Raw genomic sequence first — 15726 nt, forward strand, 5'->3', positions numbered from 1 at the left:
CTACCAGTCCGGCTCCGTTCAGCAAGGGGTTGTGAGCTGCTGTCGGTTTGCTGAGCTGAAGTGAGTTTTGGCCTCGAAATTTCGTGACTCTCCGTCGGTTTCTTCGGCGGGCCGTCACGGCTGTTCGGATTGGTAGTGGGCACGCTGATGGCTCGGTTGTCGCGTCGGGTGCGCGCCGGGTTCCACTTTCCCGGGGTGGTGGTGCGGGTCGTCGGGGCGGTCGAAGTGGCTGGTCAGCCGGGGTTCGGGAGGGCTTGGAGCCGGTCGATTGCCCGGGTGATCACGCTGGTCCAGGGCCATCGGGTGGTGAAGCGGAGCCAGTGGCGGCGGCCGGTGTTGATGAGTTGTGCGGCGGCGGAGAACAGGCGGAGCCGGAGTCTTTTGGGCTCCCAGCGGCGCGTGTCGCCGGTCAGGGCGAGCATCGGCATCCAGCCAAGGAGGTCGAGCGCGAGGGAGACGATCTCCAGCCAGACCTGGTTTTGCGCGCTGTCGTGCAGGGGCAGGTTGCGCAGGCCGGTGTCGCGGGCGTTTCGGATGCGGTCCTCGCAGCGGGCCCGTCTGCGGTGACGTAGTTCGAGGTCGGCGAGTTGGCCGCCCTTCGTGTTGGTCGCGAAGCAGGTGAGGCGGTTGCCATCGATGTCGGTGAAACGCAACTGAGCGCCGGGGTGCGGGCGTTCCTTGCGGACGATCAGTCGCATTCCTTTCGGCCAGGTACTCAGGTCAGGCATGTCGGTGATCTCCGCGACCCAGGCGCCGGGCCGCTCGGTGCCGCCCGCGTCATAGGCGGGCGTCCACGCTCTCTCCGGGATCTTCAGCACGGCCTGGTGGATGGCGTCCGTGATGGTCATGCCGACGGAGTACGACAGCCACCGGCCCCGCTTGGAGAGCCAGTCGACAAAGGCATGGGTGCCGCCGCCGGAGTCGGTACGGATCAGCGTCTGCCGCCCTCGCCGCAACGGTCCGGGCAGCTGGGCCAGGGCGAGCCGGGCGGTTTCGATGTGGTCAGCTGCGGTGTTCGAGCCTGCGTTGCCGGGCCGTAGCAGGGCGGCCACCGGCTCCCCGGACCCGGCTTGGCCGTGGTCGACGAACGCGACCAGCGGATGATGGCCGAAGGTTTTCTTCCAGGTGGGTGTGGCGTCCTGTTTCTCGGAGTGCGCGAGGACCAGGACTCCGTCGATGTCCACGACCACCTGCCCACCGGCGGCCGGAGCATTGGCCCCGGCCAACTCCCAGACCCGCTTTCGTACTTCGGCACGGGCCGAGCGGATCACGGTCAGTGCCTTCGGTCCGGATGCGGCCAGGGCGCCGACCAGGCGGGAAACGGTCGGATCGGAGGCCACCGGGCCGAACACCTCGGGCTCGGCCCGCAGCATCGCCACATCCGCCAGGCAATCCCCGCCCAGAGCGACCGTGAGAGCGACATCCAGCAGGACCTTGCCCGGGTCGTGTACCGCCCGCGGCCTGCGCCACGGCGCCAAAGCGGCCGATATCGCTTTGTCCAGACCGGACTTGCGGATTGTCTCGACCAGCAGCACCGCCCCGGCCTGCGAGACCACCGAGCGGCCACCGCCCTCGACACGGACAGGCGGGTACGACCCGCTACGCTTCTTCACCTGAGGAGTGCAGCTTTCTTGACGACGACCAGGACCCTAGACAAGTCCCATCGTCCAAGGTCAGAGGCACTCCTCGCCTCTTTGATCACGCTTTGGACTGACCCGCTCATGAAAGCCCGAGGTTAGCGCAGTTGGTGTACTCCATAGAGAGGACCTGGCGTTCGCGGCTTGGTCGCACGAGTGGGTCGCCCAGCAGCTTGAGACGGCTACGGCGCCGGAGATGACAGCAGCCTTGGAGGCCGCCACCGGTCAGAACGTGCCACACAGCGACGACATATTCGTCCGCCTGGTCGAGGCGGTCAGTCCCGAAGCGGTGTCGCTGCCGCGCAACGTGTTCAACGGCCCTCACGATCAGCGGTGGATTCCGAATTCGGAGGGTACGGCTTTTGTGCCGTTGCCATGAACGTTTAGCCGTGGAGCCACGGTGCGTGCTCGCGAGTCGCTCGCAGATGTGGGACTCCGCCTCTGGGAGTAGACGCCTTGAGCGCACGAAATCCCGCGCCCAGTCCTCCAGGCCCCCGCGTCGGTCTATCAGAGTGTTGTCCAGGTCGAAAAGCGCCAGCACGGAGCGACGGTACGCGATGGGCATGCCGTCTCAGTTCCCATCTCACCGTCCGTCTCCGGATGGTCCGTGCCATGCCGTCCGCTCACGCATCGCTCACGCGGCGGGCGATGCTCGTCGGACGCTCTACTTGTAGGCGCCGATGACCGCTGGGCACCTGCCACCCGCCAGCGGTCAGTGGCTCTCAGTGCAGCCAGGTACGGCCGGGCGCGCCTTGGCGCCCGGCCGTGTTCTGTCACTCCCAGCCGGTGGACGTTGCCGAGCCGGTGGCGGGCTCGGACTCGTTGCCGTAGATATCCACTGCGGTGATCGCGTAGTAGTAGGTGACGCCGGGCTCGATGTAGTGGTCCACGAGGTGGACGGGGGCGGGGCCGCTGTACTCGAAGATCGTGTCCGGTGAGTACACCTCGATGATGTGCCCCTTCAGTGGCTTGCTGTTGAGCCGATACTCGGGGGCGACGCGGACATCGGGGCTGGTGGATCGGTAAATGTTGAAGCCCTTGAGGTCGGCTTCGCCGCCGCTGGTCCAACTCACGTGCGTCTCACGGACGCCGTCGCTCGCCGTGAGGGCCCCGGGGACGGCGGGGGTGTCGCGGATGCTGCTGACGAACGCAGGGGCGGACGCGGTGCCGACGCCGTTGACCCGTACGAGCTTGTAGGCGAGCGGGACGTTCAGCGGCGCCGTGGTGTCCACGTAGTACGTCGCGAAGAGCGACAGCCGGGCGACCGGCTCGTAAGTGCCGCCCTCGCCTGCCGCGCGGTACAGCATCTGGTGGTCGTACCGGCCGACGGCGGAGCCGTTGGGCGGCTGGAAGGGGTCCCACCACAGTTCGATGCCGCCCGTGTTCTCACGGGCCAGCAGTCCCTCCGGAGTCGGCCAGGGGCCGGTGCCGGACCCGTCGAGCCGGGTGGCTGACGCGATGGCCGACGGGAGGGACTCGGCTCCGGAGGCGTCCACAGCCGTGACGTAGTACTGCGACAGCACGCCCGTGGGCGCGGTGGGGTGGTGGAGGCTGGTGGAAGTCACCGGCGTGGACGTCAACTTCGTCCAGTCCAGGTCCGCGGCGGACTTGAAGTAGACGTGGTATCCGGTCGGCGTGGCTCCCGCGGGCGGCTTCCAGGTGACGGTGTTGCCGTCGTACCAGTCGTCGGCGGTCACCCCGGTGGGAGCGGGAGCGGCATCGGCGCCGGCGGCCGGGCGCGCGGCGCTGACGGCCGCCGAGAACGCGGAGAGATTGCCCAGGCGGTCGGACGCGCGCACCTTGTACCAGTAGGTGACGCCTGGCTCGGCAGACGCGTCAGTGTAAGCCGGAATGACGACATCCCCTGAGCCCAGGCGGGTGAAGGTACCGGTGGGCGAGGTGGCCCGGTAGACCCAGTAGCCGGGGTAGTAGGGGTTATCGTCGGTGGTGTCGGGATGCCACGTCAGCGTGACGGCCGGCGGTGTGCCCTTCGCCTTGACGCCGGTCGGCGCGGCAGGCCCCGTCTTGTCCACCGAGGTCACCGTCTGGGCGGCGGAGCGGGCGGTCTCGTTGCCAGCCTTGTCCACGGCGGTGACGGCGTAGCCGTACGCGTCGCCGGTGGCGGGCGGGGTGTCGAGGTACGACGGCGAGGTGACCAGGCCCGTGCCGCTGATCCTGGTCCAGGTGGTGGAGGTGCCGGTGCGGCGGTAGACGCGATACCCCGCCAGGTCCATCTCGACGTTCTTCGTCCAGGTGAGGCTGGTCTTGAGGGTGCTGGTGCTGTAGGCGGCCTTCAGACCGGTGGGCGTCAGCGGCTTGACCTTGTCGACGCTCGCGCTGGTGACCGGGGCGTACGTGAACTTCACGTTGGCCCTGCCGGTGAAGGCGGCGAAGTCGACACGGATGGTGTGGGTGCCCTTGGGGATCGTCACGCGGACGCTCTTGCCGCGCGTCGCGGAGACGTTCGACCACAGGTCGATCTTGCGGACCCCGTCGAGGTAGACCCGGATGCCGTCCTGCGCGGCGGCGGAGAAGGTGAACGGCCCGCCGGAACCGAAGTCGCGGCTCACGGTCCAGCGGACGCCAAAGTTGTCACGCGGCAGCGCAACGCCCGCCGGGCTTCGCCGTCCATACACCGGAGGCACAAGGCGTGGCCGCGTGCGCGGTGGACGCGGCCAGAGTCGCCACACCTGTGGCGGGCAAGAGCAAACCGAGCGCGGCGCAGACCGCGCGTTTGTTGATGCGCATGTGAAAGTCCCCTCCCTGGGGGAAATCTTTGCAAAGTCGCAGTAATAAGGAAAGCCTTCCGGCGGGGAAGGCTCGGCGTGCACACCCGCTCACGCCTGACGCTTCGCGACCCCCGGACGCTTTGGACTGACCCGCTCATGAAAGCCCGAGGTTAGTGAGCAGGAGTGGGTCCTGTCGGCGGCTTCATGGGGTGGGAACGGGAGTTCTGGGGCCGAATGAGTGACCTTGGCGGCTGGTGCTCGTTGGACTGGGTAGCAGGTGTCCGGTCTCGTGGGAGGGGGTGTTGTAGTGGGTGGTGTACGGGAGCTGGCCGCGCCCTTCGTGGCGCCCGGGCCTTGCGGGGTGGCGGTCCGGGACCGTCTCAAGCACCTCACGCCCCAGGACGAGATAGTCCTACGTGCGGTCGGTGAGCAGCAGGGCCGTCTGGCTTCCCGTGATCTCAGGGCCCGTTGTGCGGATGGTCTGGAGCACAGCGCGGACACCTGGGCGTCGCGTAAGCGGGACCTGACGCCGCTGTCGTCGTCGCGGATCGCGGGTGCGATCACCAAGGCCACCCGTGATCAGTGGGCGCTGGCACGCCGTTGCCAGGCCGCGCACATCCAGACGCTGGAGGCCGGGATCGGGATGCTGCGGCATCGCCTGTCCCTCCCCATCGGCGCGAGGGGCACCAAGCGGGCAGCCGGTGGCTACCGCTCCCAGGGTGAGTGGTTTCGCAAGTCCCGTCGTCTCGCGGCGTTGGAAGCGCGGCATGCTGCCGCGGTCCGTGACCGGCAGGCCGGACGAGTCCGGGTCGTGCGGGGCGGCAAACGCCTTCTCAACACTCGCCACCACCTCGCCGACGCCCACCTCACCGAGGAACAGTGGCGGGAACGCTGGGAGGCGGAGCGCTGGTTCATCGCCGCCGACGGCGAGTCAGGGAAACGGTTCGGGAACGAGACGATCCGCGTCACCCCGGACGGCGAGGTCAGCATCAAACTGCCCGCCCCGCTCGCGCACCTGGCCAACGCCCCTCACGGCCGGTACACCCTCACCTCCACCGTGGCGTTCGCGCACCGGGGCACGGAGTGGGCCGACCGCATCGCCGCGAACCGGGCCGTGGCCTACCGAATCCACCTCGACACCGGACGTGGCCGCTGGTACCTCACCGCGTCCTGGCAACGCCCCGTCGTCCAGACCATCCCGCTGGCCACCGCCCGCGCCCGGGGCGTGATCGGCGTGGACACCAACGCTGATCATTTCGCCGCCTACCACCTCGACCAGCATGGCTATCCGATCGGCAACCCGCACCGCTTCCCCTACGACCTGTCCGGCACCACCGCTCACCGCGACGCACAGATCCGCCACGCACTGACCCGCCTGCTCCACTGGGCCAAGCAGGCCGGTGTACCGCGATCGCCATCGAAGGCCTCGACTTCACCGCCGAGAAGACCCGCGAGAAACATGGCCGCAGGAAACGGTTCCGGCAGCTGATGTCCGGTATCCCGACCGGAAAGCTCAAGGCCCGGCTCGTCTCCATGGCAGCCGAACAGGGTTTGGCGATCGTCGCGGTCGATCCGGCCTACACCTCGATGTGGGGTGCCCAGCACTGGCAGAAACCACTGGCCACCCCGCACCGCAGAATGTCCCGTCACGATGCCGCCGGCATCGCGATCGGACGACGCGCCCTCGGACACCCGGTCCGGCGTCGGACGGCACCGCCCCCACACGACCGGAGTGATCGTGCGGGGCATCGGACCGCCCAGGCCCCACCAGGCACCCGAGGACGTGACGGAACCCGCCCACCCGCAACGGACCACGCCCCCAGAGACGTGTCGCCGAACGGGACGCGAAAGCGGGGACCGAGTGCATCCAACACCGTTCGGGATGCGCCCAGTACACATCAGTGGGTCCAGGACTCACTCATGCACACTGGCTAGGAACGGTGTGCGAACGCAGCGGTCCGATCGTCAGCCCCTGTTCGCCGCAGGTATCGAGCCGCACAGCCGTCGCACGCTCGCCGCGGTCGGCGCCCTGCTCCTGTGCGTGATGGCCGCCTCGCTCGCCGGGGTGGGGGCCGGTGACCATGACCTGCACCGAAGCGTGGAGATCGCCCAGGGGGAGCAGCCGGACGGCTGAGACCGGCAGCGGCCGCGCCGCCGTACGCCGCTCAGTTCGCCTTCGCCCACGCGTAACGGTGTTCGGGCCGGCCGGTGTCGCCGTACTTGAGACTGAGGCTGATCCGGCCCGCCCCCTCCAGATACTTGAGGTATCGCTGCGCGGTGGAGCGGCTCAGCCCGGCCCGGGTGGCGACCTCATGCGCGGACAGCGGCTCGTCGGCCGCCGACAGGACATGGCGTATCACATCGGCCGTGGGCGCCGAGTGGCCCTTGGGCAGGGCCGCCGCGAGGCCGGACTCCGCGGTGCGAAGCGCGGCGAAGATCTGGTCGACCTGCTCCTGCCCCGCCTCGCCCCGACCGCCGCCCACGCCTTCCAGGGTGCGGCGCAGGGCCGCGTAGCTCTCCAGCTTCGACCGCAGACCGGTGAAGCTGAACGGCTTGACCAGGTACTGCAGGGCGCCGTACCGCATCGCGGTCCGGACGGTCGTCACGTCACGGGCCGCGGTCACCATGATCACATCGGCCGGGTGACCGAGCTGGCGAAGCCGTCGTACCAGGGTCAGACCCGTCTCGTCCGGAAGATAGTGGTCGAGAAGGACCAGATCGACACGCTCGCGCTCCAGGAAGGCCAGCGCCTGCGCGGCGGTGTGCGCACGCGAGACGACGCGGAAGCCGGGAACCCTGGCCACATACTCGGCGTTGATCTCGGCGACACGGAAATCGTCGTCCACCACCAGGACATCGATCATCGCAACTCTCCCACTTCGGTCGGCGGCCGGACGCCGAGTGCCTCGGGCAGAACGACGGTGAACACCGCGCCACCGCCGGCCCTGGCCGTGACGCGAGCCGCGCCACCGTAGCGCTCGGCCAGCCGGCGCACCAGCGCCAGACCCAGACCGCGGCCGCGGTGCGCGGGGGACTCCTTGGTGGACCAGCCCTCGGTGAAGATGTGCTCGCGCATGCCGGGAGGTATCCCGGGACCGTTGTCGCTGACGCGCAGGACCGCGGTCGTCCCCTCGGCGAGCAGCTCGACCTCGATGAGCGAGGCGACGTCCAGCGCGTTGTCGATGAGATTGCCGAGGACCGTCACCAGATCGCGCGGGTCCACCACCACGTCCGGGAGCCGGGTGCCCGGCGAGACGCGCAGGGACGCGCCCCGCTCCGCCGCGATGGCCGACTTGCCCACCAACAGCGCCGACAGCAGCGGATCGTTGACACGCTCGGCAACCTGCTCCGCCGACGCCCGATGACCGCTGGTCACCTCCGCGACGAACTCCACCGCGGCTTCGTGCCGCCCGAGTTCGAGCAGCCCGAGCAGGGTGTGCAGCCGGTTGGCGTGCTCGTGGTCCTGGGCGCGCAGCGCGTCCAGCAGGCCGTGCGTGGAGTCCAGTTCACGGCCGAGAAGCTCCAGTTCGGTGCGGTCGCGCAGGGTGACGACGGCTCCGCCGTCACCGGTGGGCATCCGGTTGGCGATCAGCACGCGCCCGTTGCAGACGGTGATCAGGTTGGCTCCCTCGACCCGTCCCGCCAGTACCTCCGTCGTACGGCCGGGCGGCAGCACCTCGCCGAGTGCCCGCCCGACGGCGTCCTGGCCCAGCTCCAGCAGGCGCCGCGCCTCGTCGTTGAGCAGCCGGATCCGGCCCCGGGCGTCGAGGGCGAGAACGGCCTCGCGGATGCTGTGCAGCATGGCCTCCCGCTCGTCCAGCAACGCGGAGATGTCGGCGAACGCGAGCCCGTGCGTGCTGCGCTGCAGCCGCCGCGAGACGGCCAGGGCGGCCAGTACACCCACGGCGAGCGCCGCTCCGGAGTAGCGCAGCAGACCGGGAATGGCTTCGAGGAGCCGCGTGTGGACGCTGTCGTAGGCGATACCCACCGAGACCGCGCCCACGATGACGTGCCGACTGTTCCGCAGCGGGACCTTCGCGCGTGCCGAGCGGCCCAGGGTTCCGTTGTCGATCTGCATGATCTCCTGGCCGGACAGCGCCGTACTGGGGTCGGTCGAGACATGCTTGCCGATCTGCTCGGTCTCGGTATGCGACCAACGCACCCCGCGGGTGTCCATGACCACGATGTAGAGCGCTCCGGTGGCGTGCCGCATCCGCTCCGCCTCGGCCTGCACGGGTCCGGAGGGGCTGGGGTCGGTGCTCGTCAGATTGCGTACCAGACCGGGTTCGGCGGCGGCGGTCTGGGCGATGGACAGCGCCTGGCGCATCGCCTGGTCGTCGAGCTGGTGGCTGAGGGGCGCGAGGAAAAGTCCGGTGACGAGCATGATCACGCCGGTGGTGATGGCCACCTGGGTGAGCAGGACCTGGGCGAAGACACGGCGGGGCCAGTGAATCCGCATGTGCTTCGACCTCTGCCTTCCGCCGGCCAGGAACCTGTGCTCCCGGCCAGGAACCTGATGTTCCGTTTCGTCCTTGTGTGAACGCAACGTAAACGTCACCGACGCCGATGACCAGTCTTCGTGTCGCATTCGTTGTCGCAGCGCGAGCAAAACGAGCAGAACCGCGGGTTATGGGCAGAAGCAGGAGTTGTGAGCGCAAGGGTGCCGAGGTCCGCGCGCCGCACTTAGCGTCCCGCTTCATGAACAGCGATACGAGCCCCGCCATCGAGCTGCGGGGGGCGAGCAAAGCGTTCCGGACTCCGTCGGGGACGCTCCACACCGCCGTACGAGATCTGGACCTCACGATCGGGCGCGGCGAATTCGTCGCCGTGGTCGGCCCCACCGGATGCGGCAAGTCGACCACGCTGACCCTGGTCAGCGGTCTGGAAGAGCCCACCGAGGGCGAGGTGCTGGTCGGCGGCGAGCCGGTGCGCGGTATCGGCGACAAGGTCGGCTTCGTCTTCCAGCAGGACGCGGTCTTCCCCTGGCGGACCGTCCTTTCCAACGTGATGGCTGGGCCCCGCTTCCGCGGCGTGCCGAAGCCCGAGGCGAAGGAGCGGGCCAGGGAATGGCTCGCCCGGGTCGGTCTTTCTGCCTTCGAGGACCGTTATCCCCACCAGTTGTCCGGCGGTCAGCGCAAGCGGGTCGCCCTCGCGGCCACTTTCGTCAACGACCCCGAGATCCTGCTCATGGACGAACCCTTCTCCGCGCTCGACGTGCAGACCAGGGCCCTGATGTCGGACGAACTGCTGGAGCTGTGGGCCGGCACCGGCGCCTCCGTCGTCTTCGTCACCCATGACCTGGAGGAGTCCATCGCACTGGCCGACAAGGTCGTGGTGATGACCGCGGGACCGGCCACGATCAAGGAGGTCTTCGAGATCGACCTGCCCCGCCCCCGCAAGGTCGAGCAGGTGCGTCTGGAACCCCGGTTCATCGAGATCTACCGGGAGATCTGGTCCTCGCTCGGTGAAGAGGTCCGCATCACCCGCGAGAGGGGTGCGTTCAATGTCGCCTGAAACCATCACCGCGAGCGCCCCCGTCACCAAGACCGAACGGACCCAAGCCAGGGCGCGGGCCGCCCGGAACCGCAAGTTCCTCGTGCTCGGGAGCCGGGTCGCGGTGCTCATCGCGGTCATCGGGCTGTGGGAGTGGCTGGCCCGCACCGCGGTCATCGACCCGTTCAACTTCTCCATGCCGTCGAAGATCTGGGACCAGATCCGCACCTGGGTCGTCGACGGCACCGCCCAGGGTTCCTTGTGGGAGCAGATCTGGTACACGCTCTACGAGGCGTTGCTCGGCTGGGTCATCGGTGTGATCGCCGGTGTGCTGCTCGGAATCGCACTGGGACGCGTCCGGTTCGCCGCCGATGTCCTCGGCCCGTACATCAAGGTGCTCAACGCCCTGCCGCGTATCGTGCTCGCGCCGATCTTCCTCATCTGGTTCGGTCTCGGACCGGCCTCGAAGGTCGCCTCCGCGGTCGTCCTCGTGTTCTTCCCCGTCTTCTTCAATGCCTTCCAGGGAGCCAGGGAGGTCGACCGCAACCTCGTCGCCAACTCCCGCATCCTGGGTGCCAGCAATCGGCAGGTCACCCTTCAGGTGGTCATCCCCTCGGCCACGTCGTGGATCTTCACCAGCCTGCACGTGAGCTTCGGCTTCGCGCTCATCGGTGCCATCGTCGGTGAGTACATCGGTGCCACCAAGGGGCTCGGACTGCTGGTCGCCGCCTCCCAGGGCACGTTCAACGCCGCCGGTGTCTACGCCGCGATGGTCATCCTCGCGATTGTCGCGCTGTTGGCCGAAGGCCTGTTGACCTTCCTTGAGAAGAGACTCTTCCGCTGGAAGCCGGACGAGGCCGACACCGCACGCTGACGCACCCGTCATCCGCACAACCGACTGTTACTTCACAAGGACGTGAATCAGATGCGCAGATTTACCCGGATCTCGGCCGTTGCCGTCACCAGTGCACTCGCCCTGACCAGCCTCACCGCCTGTGGCGGCGACTCGACCTCGGCCTCCGGTGACAAGAACGACAAGGTCAAGATCATGGTCGGGGGCCTGGACAAGGTCATCTACCTGCCCGCGATGCTCACCGAGCGGCTCGGCTACTTCAAGGAGGAGGGGGTTTCGGTCCAGCTCCTCACCGAGCCCGCGGGCGTCCAGGCCGAGACGGCCCTGGTCTCCGGCGACGTCCAGGGCACAGTCGGCTTCTACGACCACACCCTCGACCTTCAGGTGAAGGGCAAGCAGGTCGAGTCGGTCGTCCAGTTCTCCCATGCTCCCGGCGAGGTCGAGATCGTCTCGAACCAGGCGGCGGGTGACCTCAAGTCGGCGAAGGACTTCAAGGGCAAGAAGCTCGGAGTGACGGGTCTCGGCTCCTCGACCGACTTCCTGACGAAGTACCTTGCCGTGAGCAACGACGTGAAGACCAGCGAATTCACGCCCGTGGCCGTCGGAGCGGGGCAGACGTTCATCTCCGCACTTCAGCAGGGTTCCATCCAGGGCGGCATGACCACCGACCCGACCGTCGCCACCATCCTGGACAAGAAGCTCGGCAAGGTCCTCATCGACATGCGGACCCCCGAGGGCTCCCAGCAGGCGCTCGGCGGCCCCTACCCGTCCTCGAGCCTCTACATGCAGACCGAGTGGGTCAACAGCCACAAGGAAACCGTCCAGAAGCTGGCCAACGCCTTCGTCAAGACGCTGAAGTGGATGTCCACGCACAGCGCCGACGAGATCGCCGCGAAGATGCCCGCCGACTACGCCCAGGGCGGCGGCAAGGACCTCTACGCACAGGCCATCAAGAGCACCCTGCCCATGTTCACCACGGACGGCGTCATGCCCGCGGACGGCCCCGCGACCGTCGAGCGGGTCCTGAAGGCCTTCAACCCGAACCTGAAGGACGCCAAGGTGGACCTCGACAAGACGTACACCACGGAGTTCGTCAAGAAGGCGAACTGACCCAGGGCGTCGACGACGCCCGCGAACCCCCGACCGCGAAGCCCGGGCCCTGAACGACTCGTCACGTCCTGTGAGTTGTTCGAGGCCAGGGCTTCGCGGTCCGCGTTCATCGGCCTATTGCTTCCAGTTCGGAGGCTGGGCGGGGTCGAGCGTTCGCCACTGGGCGAGGACCTCGGGGTCCTGCGCGTCGAGCCAGTCGGTCAGTTCGCGGAAGGACACACAGCGCACCTCCTTGCGCGGGCAGACCTCGCGCATGGTCTCCTCGGCGGCATCCATGTAGATCCCGCCGTTCCAGTCCTCGAAGTGATTCCCGATGAACAGCGGCGCGCGGCTGCCGTGGAACACCCGCTCGAACCCGGCGGTGTAGGCGTTCCGTGCCTCCGTGCGCCACTTCTTGTACTGCGCGGGGTCGCCCTCGGTGCTGCCTTCCGACTGGTTGTAGAGGAAGTTGAAGTCCATGGACAGCACCTGGAAGTCCTTGCCGGGAAACGGCAGCATCTGCAACGGGAGGTTCCAGATGCCGTTCTTCTTCGCCGGCCAGATCTGGAAGTCCCCCGGGGAACTCGCGTCGTAACGCCATCCGAAGAGCTTGGTCGCGGGCAGCAGGGTCTTCTGGCCTTCGAGACAGGGAGCCCGCCCGCCGACGACTTCGCGCGTGGGGTCGAACGGCAGCGGATCGAGATCGGTGAAGCCCGTGTTGGTCTTCCAGTTCTGCACGAAGGAGTAGAACTGGTTGATCTCGCCGAGCCACTCCGGCGTACTCCAGTCCCCACCGCCCTTCTTGTCGCAGAAGTGGCCGTTGAAGTGCGACCCGATCTCGTTGCCCTCCCGCCAGGCGCCGCCGAGCTGTTCCAGCGTCATGCGGATGTGTTCACGCGTCGGGTACGAGATCGCCGCCTCTCCGGGCTTGTGCTGGGGCGGCTCGTAGAGGTTCCGCTTCTCCTTCGGGAGCAGGTAGATCCCGGTGAGGAAGAACGTCATGTGCGCATTGCTCTCCTTGGCCGCACGGCGGAAGCGCGAGAACATGTGGTCGTCCCCCTCGAGCGCGCCGTCCCAGGAGAACACCACGAACTGGGGTGGTTTCTCACCGGGCTTGAGCCGCACGGCCTTCGGCCGGTCCGGCTGCGGGCCGGTGTAGGACGTGGAGCCGTCTCCCAGAATCCTGACCTTTCCGTCCCACTGCTCCTCCTCCGTCTTCTTCCTGTCGCCCCCTCGATGCGCCCGGGCCGTGGGCGTCGGCGCGGCGACGGTGCTGGTGCCCTGCCGCGGGGTCCGGCTGTCCGACGAGTTGTCGGAGGCCAGCGGGATCAGCGCCGCGGAACCCGACGCCACCAGGCAGGCCGCGAGCCCGAGCACGATGCGGGGCGTCGAGCGGGCCCGTATGCGCTGAACGAGGGACACTGCTTCGGTACGTGTCACTTCATCAAGGCTTCCGTGTAGGTGTTCCAGATCCGGGACGGGAGTTCGCGGCCGGCCGCCGAGTTGCCGCCGAGCCCCTTGAGCGGCAGTGGCGCCAGACTCTTCGCCAGGTCCATGCGGTACAGGACAACGGCCGTGGACGCGGACCGGTCGTAACCGACGTACCAGCGCGCGGTGTCGTCCTCGGTGGTTCCCTCCTTGGCGGCGACGGGCGAGGCGGCGACGGTGCCGTTCTCCCCGCTGGGCCGTGCGAGCGCCGCAGTGACCTCGTCGGCGACGGCGGACCGCACGGCGCGCCTGGCCCGCGGCAGATCCAGCCGGACCGGTTCGCCGTTGCGCGTGACCTCGCGGACCGAGTACGGATCGGTGTGCAGTCCGTGCGCCGCGAACATGCCGTACGCGTCCGCCATGCGGATGGCGCTCGGTGTGGAGCTGCCCATCGAGAACGCCGGTACGGGCGGACCGAAACTGGAGGGGAGCAGCCCGGACGCCTCGGCCGTACTGCGGACCGATGGGAGCCCCGTATCCATGCCGAGCTGGAGGAAGGGGGAATCGACGGCCTTCGCCATGGCCTCGTGCAGACTGATAGGGCCGTAGGAGCGGTTGCCGTCGTTGTGACCCTTGACCATCTTCCCGCTGCTGTCCCAGTAGGGGCCTTCGGGCGTGACGACCGGAGTGCCGTCGTCACCGTCGTACACGGTGGACGGTGTGATGGTGGTCCGGGGACCATTGCGTTTGCGTGAGACGCCGTGCTCCAGGCCGGCTGCGTAGACGAACGGAGTGAACGCCGAACCGGCCGGGACGGTGCCCGCGTTGGATTCGTTGAAGGCCTGCCGCTCGAAGTCCGGGCCGCCGTACACGGCGAGGATCCGGCCGTCCGGGGCGACGGACGAGGCCCCGAACCGGACATGGCGGTCGGCCTTGCGCTGTTGGGGATCGAGGGTCTCGCGCGCCTTCTTCACCGACTGGGTGAGGGCGGCCATCCGCGGCTTCTCGAACGTCGTGTAGATCTGGTAGCCGCCGAGGTCGAAGCGTGCGTCGGAGATGTGCCCGGCACGCTTGGCGTAGGACTCGGCGAGCTGGACGAGATAACCGTCCTGTCCGGCCGTGCTGTTGGGCTTGTGAGGCGGCTTCGGTTCGGGAAACGTGGTGTACCGGGCACGCTCGGCCGGGCTCAGCCGGCCGGTCTTCACCATGCGGTCCAGCGTCCACTTCCACCGTTTGACGGCACGGTCATGGTTACGGGGACCGATGGCGGGATCGTAGAGCGAGGCCCCTTTGAGCAGTGATGCGAGGAACGCGCCCTCACTGGCGTCGAGTTGGGTGACCTCCTTCCCGTAGTACGCCTGGGCCGCGCGCTGGAGACCGTAGGTGCCCCGGCCGAACCAGCTGGTGTTCAGATAGTCCTCAAGGATCTTGTCCTTGCTCACCTGCCGGTCGAGTTTGACCGCGAGCAGCATTTCGGTGAACTTGCGGGAGAAGGACTGGTCCTGCGAGAGGTAGACGTTCTTGACGTACTGCTGGGTGATGGTCGATCCGCCCTGCGTGTCCCCGTCGCCGACCGTGCGCCACAGCGCGCGGGTGATTCCCTGGACCGATATGCCGTGGTCCGAGTAGAAGTCGGCGTTCTCGGCCGCCAGCACAGCCCATCGGACGTCGTCGGGGATCTTCGACAGGGGCATTTCCTGGCGGCTCACCCAGCCCGTACGGGCCAGGGGAGTGCCGTCCGCCCAGTAGTAGACGGTGTCCTGCTGCGTGGCGAACGCGTTGAGGTTCTCGGGGATGTCCGTACGTGCGTAGGCGATGCCCACCACGGCCACGAGCGTTGCGGTGACCATCAGGAACGAGCCCGTGACCAGCCGCCACGAGGGCACCCATCTTCGCCAGCCGCGTCGGCCCGTGCGCGGATAGTCCGGCTTGCGAGGCAGGCGCAGACGCGGTCGGTCCGCCTGTTTTCTGCTCCTCTTCCCGGGGGCTAACGCGGCCCGAGCGGCATGTGCCGTTCTGCTGAATATCTTGTGCTGTGTCATTCCGTCCAGCCATGACAGGCCGGGCAGGCCGCAGCTACGACCGTGCCCGTACACGTGTAGTGGTCATTGCTCGTGCGCCGCCACGCGCCGTTCCGGCCGGCCCTCCCGTGGTCCCGCGGACGCCTGCCGGCGCTCGGCGGGCGGCAGAGTCATGCGTCCCGGCCGGTGTATGGCATGTGCATCCCCCGGTTCAGTTCAGGCCGTGCGGCTGCTGATCGGTCCGAAACGCCCAGAGGGCGGCCACGCGCTTCCCCCCTTGCCGACTCCGCCACAGCAAAGGCCAAAGCGTGACTTAGAGTTGCGTCGCGAAGTCACGTAAAGATAACAGGCCGCCGGGGCGGGCCGTGCCTCCTGGCCCCGAGCGCCCGCGGCGGGTGCGTAGTTGGGCTCGGAACGAACGCTTGGTCCCGTGTCATGTCGTTGTCCGGTTCATTCCGATCCGCTGGGCGCGGGGC

11 protein-coding genes and 1 pseudogene are annotated in these 15726 nt (G+C 68.1%); 6 read left to right on the forward strand and 6 right to left on the reverse strand.

Features of this window, described 5'->3' with window-relative positions; all coding sequences use genetic code 11:
- Positions 1-233: 233 nt before the first annotated feature.
- Complete coding sequence (locus OG306_RS37690; protein WP_371666133.1) at positions 234-1613, reverse strand: IS1380 family transposase; 1380 nt, start codon at positions 1611-1613, stop codon at positions 234-236.
- A 220-nt stretch (positions 1614-1833) separates the two neighbouring features.
- On the opposite strand from OG306_RS37690, the gene OG306_RS37695 reads away from it, so the two are divergent.
- Complete coding sequence (locus tag OG306_RS37695; RefSeq protein ID WP_266751052.1) at positions 1834-2016, forward strand: hypothetical protein; 183 nt, start codon at positions 1834-1836, stop codon at positions 2014-2016.
- Positions 2017-2410: 394 nt separating this feature from the next.
- Here the strand turns inward: OG306_RS37695 and OG306_RS37700 are convergent, their stop codons facing one another.
- Positions 2411-4207: a fibronectin type III domain-containing protein gene (locus OG306_RS37700; protein WP_266751053.1), complete on the reverse strand. Its 1797-nt coding sequence runs from the start codon at positions 4205-4207 to the stop codon at positions 2411-2413.
- Between the two features lie 466 nt (positions 4208-4673).
- On the opposite strand from OG306_RS37700, the pseudogene OG306_RS37705 reads away from it, so the two are divergent.
- A pseudogene (locus OG306_RS37705) lies at positions 4674-6301 on the forward strand (IS200/IS605 family accessory protein TnpB-related protein).
- A gap of 7 nt (positions 6302-6308) precedes the next feature.
- Positions 6309-6500: a hypothetical protein gene (locus tag OG306_RS37710; protein ID WP_266751054.1), complete on the forward strand. Its 192-nt coding sequence runs from the start codon at positions 6309-6311 to the stop codon at positions 6498-6500.
- 31 nt (positions 6501-6531) lie between these two features.
- Here OG306_RS37710 and OG306_RS37715 read toward each other — a convergent pair whose 3' ends face one another.
- Together OG306_RS37715 and OG306_RS37720 are read right to left on the reverse strand one after the other, a co-directional pair.
- Positions 6532-7230 carry a response regulator gene (locus OG306_RS37715; protein ID WP_266751056.1) on the reverse strand — a complete coding sequence of 233 codons (699 nt, stop codon included), beginning with the start codon at positions 7228-7230 and terminating at the stop codon, positions 6532-6534.
- Entirely contained in the window at positions 7227-8825 is a 1599-nt protein-coding gene (locus OG306_RS37720; RefSeq protein WP_266751058.1) for a sensor histidine kinase, read from the reverse strand. The genes OG306_RS37715 and OG306_RS37720 overlap by 4 nt, the downstream gene beginning before the upstream one ends.
- A 239-nt stretch (positions 8826-9064) precedes the next feature.
- On the opposite strand from OG306_RS37720, the gene OG306_RS37725 reads away from it, so the two are divergent.
- From OG306_RS37725 to OG306_RS37735, 3 genes are read left to right on the forward strand one after another with little or no spacing between them, the layout of a single operon-like run.
- Complete coding sequence (locus OG306_RS37725; RefSeq protein ID WP_266751059.1) at positions 9065-9880, forward strand: ABC transporter ATP-binding protein; 816 nt, start codon at positions 9065-9067, stop codon at positions 9878-9880.
- Positions 9870-10733, forward strand: coding sequence for an ABC transporter permease (locus OG306_RS37730; protein ID WP_266751061.1), 864 nt, complete (start codon positions 9870-9872; stop codon positions 10731-10733). The genes OG306_RS37725 and OG306_RS37730 overlap by 11 nt, the downstream gene beginning before the upstream one ends.
- 51 nt (positions 10734-10784) lie before the next feature.
- Positions 10785-11822: an ABC transporter substrate-binding protein gene (locus tag OG306_RS37735; RefSeq protein ID WP_266751064.1), complete on the forward strand. Its 1038-nt coding sequence runs from the start codon at positions 10785-10787 to the stop codon at positions 11820-11822.
- A gap of 114 nt (positions 11823-11936) precedes the next feature.
- Here OG306_RS37735 and OG306_RS37740 read toward each other — a convergent pair whose 3' ends face one another.
- Both OG306_RS37740 and OG306_RS37745 read right to left on the reverse strand, forming a co-directional pair.
- On the reverse strand, positions 11937-13241 hold the full coding sequence (locus OG306_RS37740) for a hypothetical protein (protein ID WP_266751065.1): 1305 nt from the start codon (positions 13239-13241) through the stop codon (positions 11937-11939).
- Positions 13238-15271 (reverse strand): transglycosylase domain-containing protein, encoded by a 2034-nt coding sequence (locus tag OG306_RS37745; protein WP_371666134.1) that lies wholly within the window; start codon positions 15269-15271, stop codon positions 13238-13240. Before OG306_RS37745 ends, OG306_RS37740 begins: the two co-directional genes overlap by 4 nt.
- Positions 15272-15726: the final 455 nt, after the last annotated feature.

Origin of the sequence: Streptomyces sp. NBC_01241 (assembly GCF_041435435.1) — a bacterium.
In the GTDB taxonomy this organism is placed as follows: Bacteria; Actinomycetota; Actinomycetes; order Streptomycetales; family Streptomycetaceae; genus Streptomyces.

What these genes read in the sequence shown, in the direction of transcription:
- OG306_RS37695 (WP_266751052.1), top strand. Translation starts at nt 1,834, where the DNA reads ATGACAGCAGCCTTGGAGGCCGCCACCGGTCAGAACGTGCCACACAGC.
- OG306_RS37715 (WP_266751056.1), bottom strand. Translation starts at nt 7,230, where the DNA reads ATGATCGATGTCCTGGTGGTGGACGACGATTTCCGTGTCGCCGAGATC.
- OG306_RS37720 (WP_266751058.1), bottom strand. Translation starts at nt 8,825, where the DNA reads ATGCGGATTCACTGGCCCCGCCGTGTCTTCGCCCAGGTCCTGCTCACC.
- OG306_RS37725 (WP_266751059.1), top strand. Translation starts at nt 9,065, where the DNA reads ATGAACAGCGATACGAGCCCCGCCATCGAGCTGCGGGGGGCGAGCAAA.
- OG306_RS37730 (WP_266751061.1), top strand. Translation starts at nt 9,870, where the DNA reads ATGTCGCCTGAAACCATCACCGCGAGCGCCCCCGTCACCAAGACCGAA.
- OG306_RS37735 (WP_266751064.1), top strand. Translation starts at nt 10,785, where the DNA reads ATGCGCAGATTTACCCGGATCTCGGCCGTTGCCGTCACCAGTGCACTC.
- OG306_RS37745 (WP_371666134.1), bottom strand. Translation starts at nt 15,271, where the DNA reads ATGACACAGCACAAGATATTCAGCAGAACGGCACATGCCGCTCGGGCC.